Origin of the sequence: Synechococcus sp. PROS-U-1 (assembly GCF_014279755.1) — a bacterium.
Taxonomy (GTDB): Bacteria; Cyanobacteriota; Cyanobacteriia; order PCC-6307; family Cyanobiaceae; genus Parasynechococcus.
On sequence record NZ_CP047951.1, the window covers coordinates 448,640 to 463,283 of the forward strand.

The following is a 14,644-nucleotide window of genomic DNA, read 5'->3' on the forward strand; positions in this document are numbered from 1 at the left end:
TCAGGACTCCACGGTGACGGCTTCAGAAGCTGCCGGGGCCTTGGCACCAGCTGGCTTCTCCTGCTCATCCAGCTGGATGAACTTGGTCTTCACGGGAAGCTTGTATTGCGCGAGGCGCATGGCTTCCTTGGCGATTTCGGGGGTGATTTCATCACCGCCCATCTCAAACAGGATCCGGCCAGGCTTGATCACCGCCACCCAGAATTCTGGGTTGCCCTTACCGGAACCCATCCGGGTTTCGGCAGCGCGCATGGTGACTGGCTTGTCGGGGAAGATCCGGATCCAGATTTTTCCGCCACGCTTGACGTAGCGGGTCATGGCACGACGGCTGGCCTCGATCTGGCGCGAGGTGATCCAGCCACATTCCTGTGCCTGCAGAGCGAACTGTCCGAAGGCAATGGTGTTGCCCCGGGTGGCGACGCCGCGCATGCGGCCTCGCTGTTGCTTACGGAATTTGACGCGTTTTGGACTCAGCATGGTTCAGGCCTCCTGTTCAACCCTCGTTGGAGCGGTCTTCGAACTGTTGGGGCCGACGGCTGGCCCGGCGCCGGGGGGCAGCACCCACCGGCATTGGCTGAGCCTGTTCGCTCAGCACCTCGCCCTTGAACACCCACACCTTGATGCCAAGCACGCCGTAGGTCGTGCTAGCCACTTTGGTGGCGTAGTCGATGTCGGCACGCAGGGTGTGCAGGGGCACTCGACCCTCACGGGTCCACTCCGTCCGAGCAATCTCAGCACCGTTCAGGCGACCGGAGACCTGGATCTTGAGACCCAGGACACCGGCACGCTGGGCGCGCTGCACAGCCATGCGGATGGTGCGGCGGAATGCCACACGCTTTTCCAGCTGCTGGGCGATGTACTCGGCCAGAAGAAAGGCATCGCCGTCGACGCGTTCGACCTCGACAACATTGATCCGCACCTGACGACTGGAGTCGCCGACAGTCTTCTGAATGCCGGAGCGAAGTTCTTCGATACCGCTGCCTTGACGGCCGACCAGCACACCGGGGCGTGCGGTCTTGAGTTCAACTTCCAATTGATCGGCCTTGCGGGCAATCAGCACATCGCTGATGCCTGCCGAGCCGTATTTCTTGTGGATGAACTTGCGAATCCGGTCATCCTCTTGAAGGAGGGCCGGATAACTCTTGCTGGAGGCGTACCAGCGTGACCGGTGTTCCTGGGTGATCCCCAGGCGCAGACCGGTTGGGTTGATTTTGTGTCCCATTGGGTCGGAGTCCTCGGGGGTCAGGAATCGGTCTGAGCCGCCACAGCAATGCTGATGTGGCAGGTCTGTTTCTTGATCTGGAAGGCCCGGCCTTGGGCGCGGGGGCGATAGCGCTTCATGGAGGGGCCCATGTCAGCGCTCGCGCTCGCGATCACCAGAGATGAGGGATCGAGACCGAGATTGTGCTCAGCGTTGGCCACCGCAGACCGGAGCACCTTGGTGATGGGTCCGGTGGAGCGGTAAGGCATGAACTCGAGCATGATCAGTGCGTCGCGGTAGGTGCGGCCACGGATCTGGTCAAGCACACGGCGCACCTTCGAAGCGGAGCCTCGGATGAAGCGTCCGTGAGCCTGGGCAGTGGGTGCCGTTGGGGTTGACGATGTCATGGATTAGCGGCCTCCTTTCTTGTCTCTGATGTGGCCCTTGAAGGTGCGGGTGGGAGCGAACTCCCCCAGCTTGTGACCGACCATTTGCTCGGTGATAAACACCGGCACATGGGTGCGGCCGTTGTGTACCGCGATCGTGTGGCCGATCATCATCGGCAGGATCGTGGAGGCCCGTGACCAGGTCTTGATCACAGACTTGTCGTCGTTGTCGTTCTGCTTTTCAACCTTGCGAAGCAGGCTGTCGGCAATGAACGGACCTTTTTTGAGTGAACGTCCCATAACGGTTTAAGCAAGCGGCAGAGAGATGGTTTGCATCAGGAATCGCGTCCGCCACGGCTCCGCTTGGAGGTCTTGCGACGCTTCCGGAGCACGTATTGGTTGCTGGGTTTGTTCCGCTTGCGGGTCTTGAGACCGAGGGCGGGTTTGCCCCAAGGGGTCACCGGGCCGGAGCGGCCGATCGGTGCACGACCCTCACCACCACCGTGGGGGTGATCGCAGGGGTTCATCACACTGCCTCGAACTTGAGGACGACGACCCAGCCAGCGGCGACGACCGGCCTTACCCAGGCTGGTGTTGCGCATCTCGGAGTTGCCGACTTCGCCGAGGGTGGCGTAGCACTCGCGTCGAACCAGGCGGACCTCGGTGGAGGGCAGCTTCAGGGCGACGTATTCACCTTCTTTGGCCATCACCTGGGCACTGGCACCGGCGGTACGGACCATCTGGCCGCCACGACCGGCGTAGAGCTCAACACAGTGAACAGCCGAACCGAGAGGCACCGAGGACAACGGCATGGCGTTGCCGTTTTCGATCGGGGCATCAGGGCCGGAGACCACGGTCTGGCCCACCTGAACTCCTGCGGGAGCCAGGATGTAGCGCTTCTCGCCATCGGCGTAGAAGAGCAGTGCCAGACGCGCGTTGCGGTGCGGGTCGTAGTGAATTGCGGCCACCTTGGCGGTGACACCGTGCTTGTTGCGACGGAAATCCACCACGCGGTAGAGGCGCTTGTGGCCGCCACCACGGTGGCGGCAGGTGATCACACCGCGGTTGTTGCGGCCCTTGCGGCGGTGTTTAGCCACCACCAGGGTCCGCTCCGGCTTGCGGCTGGTGATCTCACTGAAATCAGTGACCACCCGGGTGCGGGTACCGGGGGTGTAGGGGCGGAAATTACGGATTGCCATGACGATTCAGACCCCTCAGGACTCAGGGAAGAGTTGGATCGAGTTGCCCTCCGCCAGGCGCACCACGGCTTTCTTCACTTGGGCACGTTTGCCGGCGAAGCGCCCCATGCGACGGGAACGTCGCGGGGGGTTCATGGTGCTGATGCCGGTGACCTTTACATCGAAGAGCTGCTCAATAGCGGCCTTGATGTCGGGCTTCGCGGCGCGGTGGTCTACCTCGAAGGTGTACTGGTTGATCTCGAGGGCACGGGTGGCCTTCTCGGTGATCAGGGGACGACGGATCACATCCGCCAGGCGTCCTTGGAAACGTTCAGTCATCGCCGTAGACCTCCTGGATGGTTGCGAGAGCTTCCTCGCCCAGCACCAGAGCATTGGCGTGGAGCAGGTCGAAGACGTTCAGCTGATCTGCGGAGATCAACTTGACTTTCTCCAGGTTGCGCACGGAACGGCGAACAACATCGGAGGGGTTCGTCAGAACGATGAGCACCTTGGAGCCGGTAGCAACACCGAGGCGTCCCAGAGCATCCGTGATCTCACGGGTCTTGGGGGCCTCAAGTGCAGCACCGAAATCCTTCACGACGGTGACATCGTCAATACGGGCCATCAGCGCAGTGCGCAGGGCCAGACGACGCTCCTTGCGGTTCATCGCAAGGTTGTAGGTGCGGGGCTTGGGTCCAAAGATGATGCCGCCGCCGGGTTTCAGGGGAGTCCGGATGGATCCCTGACGGGCCCGACCAGTTCCTTTCTGCTTGTAGGGCTTGCGACCACCACCGCGCACTTCTGAACGGGTGAGGGTGCTGGCAGTTCCTTGGCGTGCATGGGCCTGCTGACGCAGAACAGCCCGATGCATGAGATCAACGGCGGTGGTCTCTTTGGCCACCTTCAGGTCCAGGGTTGCCTTGCCGGCTTCCTTGCCCTGCCAATCACGAACGACACAACTGGCCATCACTTACCTCCTTTGGCGGGCTTGGCGCCCACGCGCAAGGCCGGGCGGATGTTGAGCAGCGCACCAGGCTTGCCGGGCACGGATCCCTTCACCACCAGCAGGTTGTGCTCGCTGTCCACCTTGAGGATGGTCAGACCGCGGGTGGTGATTTTCTTGCCGCCGTAGCGACCGGCCATCCGCTTGCCGGGATAGATGCGGCCCGGGGTCGTACCGGCACCGGTCGAACCGGGCTCGCGGTGGTTCTTCGAACCGTGGGTCATCGGACCCCGGCTGAAACCGTGGCGCTTCTGGTAACCAGCGAAGCCGCGGCCGACGGTGTCACCGCTGACGTCCACCTTCTGGCCGGCTTCGAAATCGCCGACGGTGATGGCTCCACCAAGTTCGAGCCCTTCAACGCTTTCGACGCGGTATTCGCGCAGATGACGCAGAAGGCCCTCACCGGATTTGTTCAGGTGACCCTGGGCGGGCTTGTTGATCAGCTTCTCGCGGGTTTCGCCAAAGCCGATCTGCACTGCGGAATAACCGTCAGTGTCGTCGTTTTTGAGTTGGGTGATGCGGCAGGGGCCTGCTTCGATCAAGGTGACCGGAACAGCTCTGCCCTGCTCGTCGAAGAACTGGGACATACCCAGCTTCTTCCCGAGGATGCCGATGGACATGGATGGGGAGGAAGCGCCAGCGTGGACAACCACCAGGCGGAGAACCGCATGGGGTCAGGTGCTGATCGATTGGACGCAGACGTGGTTCGAAAAGGGACTCCCGAAGGAGTGGATTCGAATGGGCTAGCGAACGATGCAGCGAGGCTGGGACTTGCATCTGCACGATGTGCTGTTGCAGTTTCCCGACGGAGATCTCCGAAGAAAGCTTCCGTACTGGCCTGGGGATTCGACGCAATCGCCGAATCTGTTCTGCCGACTGGAGGCCCGGCTAGCGGACGGGCACAGAAACACAGAACAAACAACGAACTTACAACACCGACCTCTCCACTCCCCCGATCCCTCTGCCTGCTGCCAGAATCCCCTCCAATCCCTGTAGCTGCCATGCCTCTGCTTCTCACCGGTCAGGCATTTCGCCGTGATCTCGAAGCCAATGGCTGCCTGGCGGTACAGGCTCCGCTCGAAGGCGGTGCAGAAACCCGCCTATTAAGACGTCTGCGCGGTGCCGGCTACAGCACCCGTATGACATCAGCGCGGGGGCTCGGTGATCCGGAGGTGTTCCTCACCCAGAAGCACGGCATCCGTCCTCCCCATCTCGGCCATCAAAGCGTTGGTCGTGGCGCTGCTGTGGGAGAAGTGCAGGAGGTGGCTCCCCAGCTGGGTGATCTGTTTGAGGGGGATGCTCCTGTGGCTCTCTGGCTCCTGGAAGGCCAGGTGCTGTCGCGTTCAGAACTACTTTCGCTCTGCGATCTGTGCAAGCGCGAACCCCGTTTACGCATCATCGTGGAGATGGGTGGTGCTCGCAGCCTGAAGTGGGAACCGATGACCACATATCTGAAGGCCTGACCCCTGACGAAGCCCTCGATCAGGGCCGCTGGGTCAAGCTGATCTGTGGAGCAAGCAACCAGGACTTGCCCGCAATCGCTGATCTGGCAGCTGTTTTTGCGGCTGTTGGTGTTCATTGCGTGGATGTGGCTGCCGATCCAGCGGTCGCGCGCGCAGCCCGTCGGGGCCTGGACTGGGCTGAGGCTCACACGGGCCACCGTCCTTGGCTGATGGTCAGCCTCAGTGACGGAATGGATGCTCACTTCCGCAAGGCCTGGTTCGATCCACACCGCTGTCCCACGGACTGTCCGCGTCCCTGCGAAAGGATTTGTCCGGCTGCAGCGATTCCGCCTGGTACGGGGGTCGACCAGCAGCGTTGCTACGGCTGTGGTCGTTGTGTACCGGCCTGCCCCCATGGCTTGATCGAGGAGCGCGACCACCGACTGGCACCTGAGCAGGTGATCTCCCTGCTGAGATCCATTCAGCCCGATGCTGTGGAGATTCACACAGCATCGGGGCATGACGAGGGCTTCTCGACGCTGATCCAAAGCCTTCAGCAGCACAAGGTTCCCTTGCGGCGCTTGGCCGTGAGCTCCGGTCTGGAGGGCCATGGCTTGAAGGCCGATCAGTTGGCTGGTTTGCTTTGGCGTCGCTATTCCTGCCTGCGGCAAGCCGGTTATCGACCCCTCTGGCAGTTGGATGGGCGTCCGATGAGCGGCGATGTGGGTGCTGGCACCGCGCGGGCTGCGGTTCGGCTTTGGCGTGCCATGCGTGGTTTGGCACCGCCGGGTCCGCTGCAGCTTGCCGGTGGAACCAACGCCGCAACGCTGGATTTCTTGCATCCGACGGAGCGGCCGGCTGGCATCGCCTTTGGTGGTGTGGCCCGTCGCTTGTTGATGCCTGTGCTGGATGAGGCGCAAACCCGTGGATCTGCCCTGTGGCAATGGCCCGAGGGTTGGGATCGCGCCCTCTCTCTCGCGCGTCCTTTGGTCTCGCCATGGCTGCAGCGCTCTTGCTAGAAGGCTGAAACGCGCAGATCCCATGGGCACGCAACGGGTCACCGACGATCTGGATCGCCTTCTCGAGCTTCTGCCGGATGGCGTGCAGAAGCAGTTGCAGCCTGAGGAGGCCCGCCAGCAGTTGCTCGAGGTGGTGCTCGATCTCGGTCGGGTTCCGGAAGCGCGCTATCCAGGCCGTGCCCTGGCGCTGGGTTCCACGCCCTTGTCTCGGGAGGATCTGGCGGCCGTGGTGGCCAGAATTGGTCAGTTCGGTGGCGATAACCGGGCGGGAATCGAACGAACGCTTCACCGGATCAGCGCGATCCGCAACCGTCAGGGCGAGGTGGTCGGTCTGACCTGCCGGGTGGGTCGAGCCGTGTTCGGCACCGTTGCCATGGTGCGGGACCTCCTGGATGGAGGGCAGTCCCTGCTGTTGATGGGGCGCCCGGGTGTGGGCAAGACAACGGCGTTGCGCGAGATCGCTCGGGTTCTTGCGGATGAGCTGGAGCGGCGCGTTGTTGTGATCGACACGAGCAATGAGATCGCCGGTGATGGCGACATCCCGCACCCCGCAATCGGTCGGGCTCGCCGCATGCAGGTCGCCAGGCCTGAGCTGCAGCACCAAACCATGATCGAGGCGGTGGAAAACCACATGCCCGAAGTCATCGTGATCGATGAGATCGGCACGGAGCTGGAGGCGCAGGCCGCGCGCACCATTGCTGAACGTGGCGTGGTGCTTGTCGCCACAGCCCACGGCAATGCTCTGGCAAACCTGATCAAGAACCCCACCCTCAGCGATCTGGTGGGAGGGATTCAGGCGGTCACCCTTGGGGATGAGGAGGCCCGGCGGCGGCGCAGTCAGAAGACGGTGCTGGAGCGCGCGGCGGATCCAACCTTTCCGGTTGCAATTGAAATGCACAGTCGACACCGCTGGGCCGTGCACACAGATGTTGCTGCCACGGTGGACCAGTTGCTCAGGGGCCTGCAGCCCCGAGTTCAGGAGCGCGAGCTGACGCCTGAGGGGGGCGTTCAGCTTGTCGATCCCCCGCAGTCGTCGGGTTTGCTAACCCCTCCCTCTCCTCGACCGGCAGCTGAACGGCTTGCGTCAGTTCCTGTCCCTCAGGCCAGTGCTGCCGAGGTGCTTTCTCCACCGGAGGCCACCGCCGAGCTTCTGCAGGTTCTCTGTTGTGGCATTACCCCCCGACTTGTTGACGAAACCATTCGTTCTCACGGTTGGACTGCGCGGGTGGTGGATGATTTGAGTGAGGCGGATGTTGTTTTGAGCATTCGGCTGGGACTCAGCCGTCAACCATCGCTGCGACGTCAGGCCCAGGATCTCGGCATTCCCATCCTGGTGATCAAATCCGACACCTTGCCCCAGGTGACCCGTGCCATGGCTCGCCTCTTGAGTCGTCGTGCAAGTGAAACGGCTACGGATGCCATTTCCCCTGATCGGTCGTCAAAGGACGATGAATTTGCCGCTCTTGAGGAATGCCGGCTTGCGGTGGAACAAGTGGTGATGCCGCAAGGCAGGCCCGTGGAGTTGTTGCCGCGAACGGAACGCGTGCTGCGCATGCAGGCGGATCTTGTCAGTCGTTACCAACTGCGTAGTGATGTCTTTGGACAAGCCGAGCAGTCGCGTTTGCGGGTTTTTCCTCGCTGATCGCCCTTCGCTTGATTCGCCCGGTGGATTGACGAAGGGTTGGCTGCTATGAGTAACTGTTAGTGCTCCGGTGAGCCGCAGGTTGCGGTCTTTTCCGGTTCAGTGGGCCGTCGCCAAGCGGTAAGGCAGCGGGTTTTGGTCTCGCCATTCCTAGGTTCGAATCCTAGCGGCCCAGTTTTTGTCCATGAACCATCGCCCACTGCTGGTCTTCGATTTCGACGGGGTCATCGTCGATGGAATGGCCGAGTACTGGTGGAGTGCATGGCAGGCCTGCCGTCGTCTTGATGCTGCTCCAGAGGACCTCTCTCCTGATGAGGTGCCTGATGCTTTCCGCCTGCTGCGTCCATGGGTGCATCACGGTTGGGAGATGGTGTTGCTGGCGGCTGAGCTGCCTGTTTTGGACCCTCAGGTTTGGCTGCAGTCCTACGGCGAAGCGCAGGCGTCAGCACTCCATCGGCGCGGATGGCAACCGGAGCAGCTTCAGGCCGCACTCGATGCCTCTAGAGATGGAGCGGTTCGGCAGAACCGTTCTGCTTGGTTGGCGCTGCATCGGCCCTTCCCAGGCTTGGTGGAGCGGCTGCGGCAGTTTGAGGCTGAAGGGGTCGACTGGGCTGTCCTCACGACCAAAACCCAGGTCTTCACCGCTGAGCTGCTGAACAGCCTTGGCCTGCATCCCTGGCGTCTGGATGGTCGCGAGGCTGGCGCGAAGCCACAGGTTCTGCTCCAGCTCCAGAAGCAACGAACCTTGTGTGGTTTCGTTGAAGACCGTCGGGCGACGCTTGAAGCTGTGCGGTCAACACCAGGCTTGGAGCGGCTGCCCTGCTTCCTGGTGAGCTGGGGCTATCTTCGCCCCCAGGATCAGAGCAATCTCCCTCCTGGGATTGCGTTGCTCCATCCGGATCGTTTCCGGGCCCCCCTGGCGCAATGGCCCTGATTCGTTAGGGTACGCTTGTACTACCTGAGACGATTCGGCGCTTCTGTGGCATTGGATCTCTCGTTCCTTAGTTTCAGGTCTCTTCCATGCCTGCAGATATGAAATCCAGTGCTTCCGACCCCCGCTCCTCTGGCGAGAAAGACAAGGCGCTGAATCTGGTCCTTGGTCAGATCGAGCGCAACTTCGGCAAGGGGTCGATCATGCGGCTCGGCGATGCCTCTCGCATGAGGGTGGAGACGATCTCCACCGGTGCTCTGACCCTTGATCTAGCCCTGGGTGGTGGTTACCCGAAGGGTCGGGTGGTGGAGATTTACGGCCCGGAAAGTTCTGGTAAGACCACCCTCACTCTGCACGCGATTGCTGAAGTGCAGAAGCGTGGTGGTGTGGCGGCTTTCGTGGATGCGGAGCATGCTCTGGACCCCGTCTATGCCGCGTCGTTGGGTGTTGATGTGGAGAACCTTCTGGTCTCTCAGCCCGACACCGGCGAGATGGCTCTCGAGATCGTCGACCAACTGGTGCGATCAGGGGCGGTGGATCTTGTCGTGATCGACTCGGTGGCCGCTCTCACTCCCCGCGCCGAGATCGAGGGAGAAATGGGAGACCTGGCGGTTGGCAGTCAGGCGCGTCTGATGAGTCAGGCCATGCGCAAGATCACCGGCAACATCGGCAAGTCGGGTTGCACCGTCATTTTCCTCAACCAGCTGCGTCTCAAAATTGGTGTGACCTACGGGAATCCGGAGACGACCACTGGAGGCAATGCGCTCAAGTTCTATGCCTCGGTTCGCCTCGACATCCGTCGGATTCAGACGCTCAAGAAGGGGACGGAGGAATTCGGGATCAGGGCCAAAGTGAAAGTGGCGAAAAACAAGGTGGCGCCACCCTTCCGCATTGCTGAATTCGATATCCTTTTCGGCCGTGGCATCAGCACCCTGGGCTGTCTGCTCGATCTCGCCGAAGAGACAGGAGTGGTTGTGCGCAAGGGCGCTTGGTACAGCTACGAGGGAGACAACATCGGGCAGGGTCGCGACAACACCATCACCTGGATGGAGGAGAACCCGGAATCGACGGCCACGATTGAGACGCTCGTGCGTCAAAAGCTGACGGAAGGTTCGGAAGTGAAGTCGAATTCCATGCGGCCCCTGGCGGCTGCTGCGAAGGCGACTGTCGATAAGTCGACTCCGGGTAAGGCCCCGGAAGCGGCTGCTTGAGCTCAGCCGGCTTGGGCCAGGGACTGCTCGCCGCAGACCTGGCCCTGCTGCGCTAATTCAGCCATTCGCTGAAGTTCCTGGATGGCTTCTGCTCCCTCCAGTTTCACCAGTTCTCGGCCATTGCGGGATTCCACCCAGTTGATGCCGAAATCGGAGACAAGAAAGCGCACGATGTGGCCATCTCCGATGTCAGCCACAAAAGAAGCGCCATGGCCATCGCCGCCGTCGCCGCAGGAGTAACAGGTGGCTGTGACACCGGCACTTTGAAGGCTGCTGGCGAGGGCCTGAAGGCTCATCACCAAGTCTTCGACGACAGACCTGTAGTGCTCGGCTAAACGCGGAAACATGACTGAGTCTCCAGTGAGATCAATCCTAAAAGTTTTCTTTCGTTTCCGCGTGTTTGGTCCGGCTGGTTGATCAGGGGGTATCCGAGAGAGTCCACCAACCTGCGGCGGGTCCGATGAACCGCACCGTGATCCACAGAACCACCATGGCTCCGATGCCAATCCAGGCGCCGCGTGTGGTCACCGCCATGAACTGCTGTGTCTGATTGCGCGTCAGAGGAAGCCAGGACACCACTCGCGGCGATGTGTCAAGTGCTTTTGTGTTGGCCTTCTTGGGCTGACGAGGGGGCATGCCCTGTGCAGCTCGGCGGCGTGCTTCTCCCATGCACTTCTGAATGTTGAACGGAGGGTAGGCGTTGTTCAGTTCGGCAGCAGTCGCTGCAGTGGAATCCAGGGCTCAAGCCGATGCAGCACCTGATCACCCCAACTGCGCCCCCGGAGACGACCATCAAGGATGGCCAGGCGTCCACCGCTGCGTCGCAGTGGTGCAATGGCTGCTGGGATCAAGCTCAACGCTTCCGGTAGAAGCAGGGTGCGAAACCAGTCCTCGCCCTGTTGTTTCAAGCGTTCCACCCGCGCGGAAGTCAGTGGATTGTCCAGGCTTGCGAGCGGAAGCATCCCGACAATTAGCTGAGCCGGGGAGGGGAGATGCTCCTGGTGCTCAAGCCACCAGTCCCAGCTGCACGTCACCACACCATTGCTTTCGGGCGCGGTCGACTCATGGACCACACGGCGTCCGAATTCGGCTGCCAGGGAGCTGGTGAGCTGGCGACGCAGTTGGTCGTCATTGATCAGGAGGATGGTCAGCCCCGGCTGACCAAGGATGAGTCGTCTGCTCTCCTCCAAGAGATGTTGGGCATAGATCCGTGTGTTTGGGAGAGGCTGGCGACGGGGTGCATAGAGGGGCAGGGGTTCATTGAGCTCCTGTTCCCTCAGCGTTGCTCGAACGTCGGGGACCACTCCGGCCTGCTCAAACTCCAGATTGAGCCGCGCGTTGTCTCCATTGTTGCTGAACATCAGGCAGGGGTGTTCAAGCAGGACATCCCGCAGCAGCTGGAGTGGTTCCAGGGGTGCCAGCTGCCAACGCCACTGGAGCAATCGATGATCGAGGTCAGCCCACTCGGCCCAGTCCGCCAGGTTGATCGTCCGGAGCTTGTTCCAGGGCTCAGGGCTCGTTGGTATCAGCTGGAGGAGGTCACGCAGGGCTTGACTTGCTGAGCCTTCTAGCCGCACCGCGCCGCCTGGTCGCGTGGCGCCAGCGAACAGCTGGCGGGTCATCCGGTCATGCAGCTCAACCAATCCTGCTTCAGCCTGTGGACAGGCCTGGCGGAGCTCGTCCCAGTTCTGATGGTTGATCTCAAACGTCAATGCATTGCGCATCCGACGGCTCAACTGATCCATCTCCGGAATCAGCAGTTGTCGCGTGCCCAGGTGTCCGTCGCGATGGGCCTGAATGAGCTCTGCAACATCCATCAGCCAGAGCTGTGGTCCCTCAGGAGGGGTCGGCCCCTGCCAGCACGGAAGCCGGAGCCCCTGGTTCCGTAAGCGGGGCAGTTCCAACTGGAGCAGCCGCCGACGCTGTTGGGCCGTCAACACAACCGCCCCTGCTTCGGGAGCCAGACAAAGCGGCACAAGAAGTCCCAGCCACCATCGTTCGCTGCTGCTGGGGGGGAGCTGGACGAGCGTCGTGTCGCGACGCCTCAAGCTTCTCGCCACCAGCCGGCTCAGGGTCAGGTGGTGGGGCCAGTCCGATTCCTCCTGGCGGAGCAGGGTTTTGATCTGATGGTGGGCCTGGGCTTCCAACATCGCCAAACCCTAAGCAGAGCCCCCCCACCGATTGGTTCATGGCAATCCATCCATCAACATGGCTTCACGACCCTGCAGGAGTGATGGCGGTGCAACCGGGACGGGTGGGGATCGTTGGTCTTGGATTGATTGGGGGATCCCTCGGTCTGGATCTCCAGGCTCGTGGTTGGACGGTGCAGGGCCTCGTGCACCGTCAGGCCACCGCTGATCGCGCCATGGCCCGTGGACTGGTGGGGGCGGTGTCGACGGATCCGCGCTGTCTCGCGGATTGTGATGTGGTGATCCTGGCGTTGCCGATCCCCTTGCTGCTGAACCCACCTGAGGCGCTAGTGGCCGCTCTACCTCAATCAGCGGTGGTGACCGATGTTGGTTCGGTCAAACAGCCCGTGCTGGAGGCTTGGCGCCAGCGGCATCCTCGCTTTGTTGCCAGTCATCCCATGGCTGGTACAGCTCAGGCGGGCGTTGATGCCGGTGTGGTGGATCTGTTCCGAGGCCGCCCCTGGATCGCAACTCCGGATGCAGCAACAGACCCCATTGCGCTCGACCAGGTTCGTGATCTCGCCATCAGCGTCGGAGGACATTGGCTGACATCCACCGCCTCTCAACACGACCAGGCCGTTGCTCTGATTTCCCACATGCCGGTGCTGGTCAGTGCCGCACTGCTGCGGGCGGTGGGCGATGAAAGGGATCCAGAGATCCGGCAGCTGGCGATGCTGCTGGCTTCCAGCGGCTTTGCTGACACCACTCGCGTGGGTGGAGGGAATCCGCAGCTGGGCGTGGCGATGGCCTCCACCAATCGAGATGCGGTGTTGCGCGGATTGGCCGCGTATCGCTGGAGTCTGGAGCAGCTCGAAGATGCCGTTCTCAAGCAAAACTGGTCTCAGCTGGAGTTGGAACTGATCCGAACGCAGACCATGCGTCCTGATTTTTTGAAAGCGCCCGGTGAGGTCAGCTCCGAAAGCTAAGGGGTTGTCCCCGTTCAGCCCGGAGCTGACGGCAGGCATTGAGGGCCGACAAGCTGACCCCTGCAGTGCCTTCTCCCGGGTGGAGGCTGTCACCGCAGAGCCACAGACCGGGCATGGGCGTTCGTCCAGCCAGGCCGAAGGGGCCGAAACGGCGTGGATGCTGTCCGAGTCCCCCCACCATTCCATTGGGACGACCTGTCCAGCCGGCGAAGCCTCGTGGTGTCGCCAGTTCAGCGTGCAACCAGGCATCCTCCGGAAGCTTGAGCCAGCTGTTCAGTTCTGCTTGGATCAGGCTCATCATCTCGTTCTTTCGCCGCTGGTACTCAGGCTCTGGCAAGCGGCACCAGTCGGCCGTTGGTGTGAACACGCTGGCGATCAAGGTGGCCTGTCCCCGGGGTGCCCGCCCATCGCCGTCGCGGCTGATGGACACGAACAAGGATCCCGGGGACGCACTGCTGCGCTGGAGATGGCCTGGGCAGGGATCCGGCAGTGCATCACGCCGCACCGCTCCGTAGAGCACCAGCGCACCACTTGGTTCATGCAGGTTTTCTAGTCGCCTTCGATATCCCTTGGGCAGCTGATCAGATTCGATCAGCTCCTGCAGGCACTGCGGGGGAAGGCTGCAGACCACATCGCGACTGTTGAGTTGTTTGTGCTCGTCTCCCGCCGTGGTGACATGCACTTGCCAACCGGATGAGCAGGGCTGCAGTTTGGTAACCCGATGCTTCAGAAGCACGTTTCCGCCGTCGCGCTTAATGGCGGCCACCAGCTGGTCGCTCAGCACCTGCATCGAACCCTCCAGATGCCAGAGTCCCAGCGGCGCTTGCGCCATCTGCAGGACTGTGGCGCCATAGAGCGCGGCCGTGCGATCAGCCGGTTCCTGGGAGTACAGCTTCAGCTGGAGGTCAAGAAAGTGCCGCAGCCGTTGATCTTGACCGCACCCACAAAGTTGCAACAGATCGGCGATGGTGAGACCTGTGAACAGCCCCGATACCAGCGTCGCGGGACGCAGTGCCCGCAGCATGGTGCCGAGATCCCAGAGGGAGCGAGGCGTCACTACGGGATCCTGGTTGGCGAACTGCCAGTTGCTGGAATGCAACTGATGACAGAGGCTCCAGAAACGTTTGCTACCAGGGAACTGACGCTCACGCTCAGCGGCCCACGCTTCCGGGTCATGCCAGAGCGAAATGGGAGGGGAGCCATCGCTCAGGTCCACCACACACCCTGGATCCAGAATCTCCGCTGAGGGGAGAGGCATGCCCAGATGCTTCAGCAGTCGCGCATGACTGCCCCCTGGTTCCAGACCGGCGACCTGGGTCGCACCCACATCGAAGACCCATCGACCGCGCCGGAATGTTCCGGCACATCCCCCCGTTTGGCGGTGCGCTTCCAACAGCGTGACCTTGACGCCATCGTGTGCCAGCAGTGCCGCTGCGGTTAAGCCTGCGATGCCACCGCCCACCACGATCACGCTGGAATCGCTCACGACGCACTGGAGAATCGGATCATGCTGGCA

At 61.9% G+C, this 14,644-nt stretch carries 18 protein-coding genes and 1 tRNA gene; 7 read left to right on the forward strand and 12 right to left on the reverse strand.

Going from position 1 to position 14,644, the window contains the following annotated elements; genetic code table 11:
- The 8 genes from rplP to rplC are packed head-to-tail and all read right to left on the reverse strand — an operon-like array spanning window position 1 to window position 4,388.
- Complete coding sequence (rplP, locus tag SynPROSU1_RS02235) at window positions 1-477, reverse strand: 50S ribosomal protein L16 (protein ID WP_115022799.1); 477 nt, start codon at window positions 475-477, stop codon at window positions 1-3.
- Window positions 478-493: 16 nt separating this feature from the next.
- Entirely contained in the window at window positions 494-1,222 is a 729-nt protein-coding gene (gene rpsC, locus SynPROSU1_RS02240) for a 30S ribosomal protein S3 (RefSeq protein WP_186571347.1), read from the reverse strand.
- Between the two features lie 20 nt (window positions 1,223-1,242).
- On the reverse strand, window positions 1,243-1,608 hold the full coding sequence (rplV, locus tag SynPROSU1_RS02245) for a 50S ribosomal protein L22 (protein ID WP_186571348.1): 366 nt from the start codon (window positions 1,606-1,608) through the stop codon (window positions 1,243-1,245).
- Window positions 1,609-1,611: 3 nt separating this feature from the next.
- Entirely contained in the window at window positions 1,612-1,887 is a 276-nt protein-coding gene (rpsS, locus tag SynPROSU1_RS02250; protein ID WP_006849645.1) for a 30S ribosomal protein S19, read from the reverse strand.
- A 35-nt stretch (window positions 1,888-1,922) separates the two neighbouring features.
- Window positions 1,923-2,786 (reverse strand): 50S ribosomal protein L2, encoded by an 864-nt coding sequence (rplB, locus tag SynPROSU1_RS02255; RefSeq protein ID WP_186571349.1) that lies wholly within the window; start codon window positions 2,784-2,786, stop codon window positions 1,923-1,925.
- A 15-nt stretch (window positions 2,787-2,801) separates the two neighbouring features.
- Window positions 2,802-3,104 carry a 50S ribosomal protein L23 gene (locus SynPROSU1_RS02260; RefSeq protein ID WP_006850625.1) on the reverse strand — a complete coding sequence of 101 codons (303 nt, stop codon included), beginning with the start codon at window positions 3,102-3,104 and terminating at the stop codon, window positions 2,802-2,804.
- Complete coding sequence (rplD, locus tag SynPROSU1_RS02265) at window positions 3,097-3,732, reverse strand: 50S ribosomal protein L4 (protein ID WP_186571350.1); 636 nt, start codon at window positions 3,730-3,732, stop codon at window positions 3,097-3,099. The genes SynPROSU1_RS02260 and rplD overlap by 8 nt, the downstream gene beginning before the upstream one ends.
- Window positions 3,732-4,388 (reverse strand): 50S ribosomal protein L3, encoded by a 657-nt coding sequence (rplC, locus tag SynPROSU1_RS02270; protein WP_186541806.1) that lies wholly within the window; start codon window positions 4,386-4,388, stop codon window positions 3,732-3,734. Before rplC ends, rplD begins: the two co-directional genes overlap by 1 nt.
- A 381-nt stretch (window positions 4,389-4,769) precedes the next feature.
- On the opposite strand from rplC, the gene SynPROSU1_RS02275 reads away from it, so the two are divergent.
- The 6 genes from SynPROSU1_RS02275 to recA all read left to right on the forward strand — a co-directional run bounded on the left by SynPROSU1_RS02275 (window position 4,770) and on the right by recA (window position 10,013).
- The gene (locus tag SynPROSU1_RS02275; protein WP_006850745.1) at window positions 4,770-5,231 is read left to right on the forward strand and encodes an NAD(P)H-quinone oxidoreductase subunit N; all 462 of its coding nucleotides are present in this window, start codon (window positions 4,770-4,772) and stop codon (window positions 5,229-5,231) included.
- Entirely contained in the window at window positions 5,198-6,229 is a 1,032-nt protein-coding gene (locus tag SynPROSU1_RS02280; protein WP_186571351.1) for an LdpA C-terminal domain-containing domain, read from the forward strand. The genes SynPROSU1_RS02275 and SynPROSU1_RS02280 overlap by 34 nt, the downstream gene beginning before the upstream one ends.
- A 22-nt stretch (window positions 6,230-6,251) precedes the next feature.
- A complete protein-coding gene (locus tag SynPROSU1_RS02285; RefSeq protein ID WP_186571352.1) occupies window positions 6,252-7,871 on the forward strand; it encodes an AAA family ATPase in 1,620 nt (539 codons plus the stop codon).
- 103 nt (window positions 7,872-7,974) lie between these two features.
- Window positions 7,975-8,046, forward strand: a tRNA-Gln gene (locus SynPROSU1_RS02290).
- A gap of 9 nt (window positions 8,047-8,055) precedes the next feature.
- Complete coding sequence (locus SynPROSU1_RS02295) at window positions 8,056-8,805, forward strand: HAD family hydrolase (protein WP_186571353.1); 750 nt, start codon at window positions 8,056-8,058, stop codon at window positions 8,803-8,805.
- A gap of 86 nt (window positions 8,806-8,891) precedes the next feature.
- The gene (recA, locus tag SynPROSU1_RS02300; RefSeq protein ID WP_186571354.1) at window positions 8,892-10,013 is read left to right on the forward strand and encodes a recombinase RecA; all 1,122 of its coding nucleotides are present in this window, start codon (window positions 8,892-8,894) and stop codon (window positions 10,011-10,013) included.
- A gap of 2 nt (window positions 10,014-10,015) precedes the next feature.
- Here recA and SynPROSU1_RS02305 read toward each other — a convergent pair whose 3' ends face one another.
- The 3 genes from SynPROSU1_RS02305 to SynPROSU1_RS02315 all read right to left on the reverse strand — a co-directional run bounded on the left by SynPROSU1_RS02305 (window position 10,016) and on the right by SynPROSU1_RS02315 (window position 12,163).
- Window positions 10,016-10,360, reverse strand: coding sequence for a DUF1815 family protein (locus SynPROSU1_RS02305; protein WP_186571355.1), 345 nt, complete (start codon window positions 10,358-10,360; stop codon window positions 10,016-10,018).
- A 70-nt stretch (window positions 10,361-10,430) separates the two neighbouring features.
- Complete coding sequence (locus tag SynPROSU1_RS02310) at window positions 10,431-10,682, reverse strand: DUF2839 domain-containing protein (RefSeq protein ID WP_186571356.1); 252 nt, start codon at window positions 10,680-10,682, stop codon at window positions 10,431-10,433.
- 35 nt (window positions 10,683-10,717) lie between these two features.
- A complete protein-coding gene (locus tag SynPROSU1_RS02315; RefSeq protein WP_186572183.1) occupies window positions 10,718-12,163 on the reverse strand; it encodes a helicase in 1,446 nt (481 codons plus the stop codon).
- Window positions 12,164-12,246: 83 nt separating this feature from the next.
- Between SynPROSU1_RS02315 and SynPROSU1_RS02320 the strand changes: the two genes are divergently transcribed.
- Window positions 12,247-13,128, forward strand: coding sequence for a prephenate/arogenate dehydrogenase (locus SynPROSU1_RS02320; protein ID WP_186572182.1), 882 nt, complete (start codon window positions 12,247-12,249; stop codon window positions 13,126-13,128).
- Here SynPROSU1_RS02320 and crtD read toward each other — a convergent pair.
- Window positions 13,112-14,614 (reverse strand): C-3',4' desaturase CrtD, encoded by a 1,503-nt coding sequence (gene crtD, locus SynPROSU1_RS02325; protein WP_186571357.1) that lies wholly within the window; start codon window positions 14,612-14,614, stop codon window positions 13,112-13,114. The two genes, SynPROSU1_RS02320 and crtD, sit on opposite strands and share 17 nt — an antisense overlap.
- Window positions 14,615-14,644 lie beyond the last annotated feature (30 nt).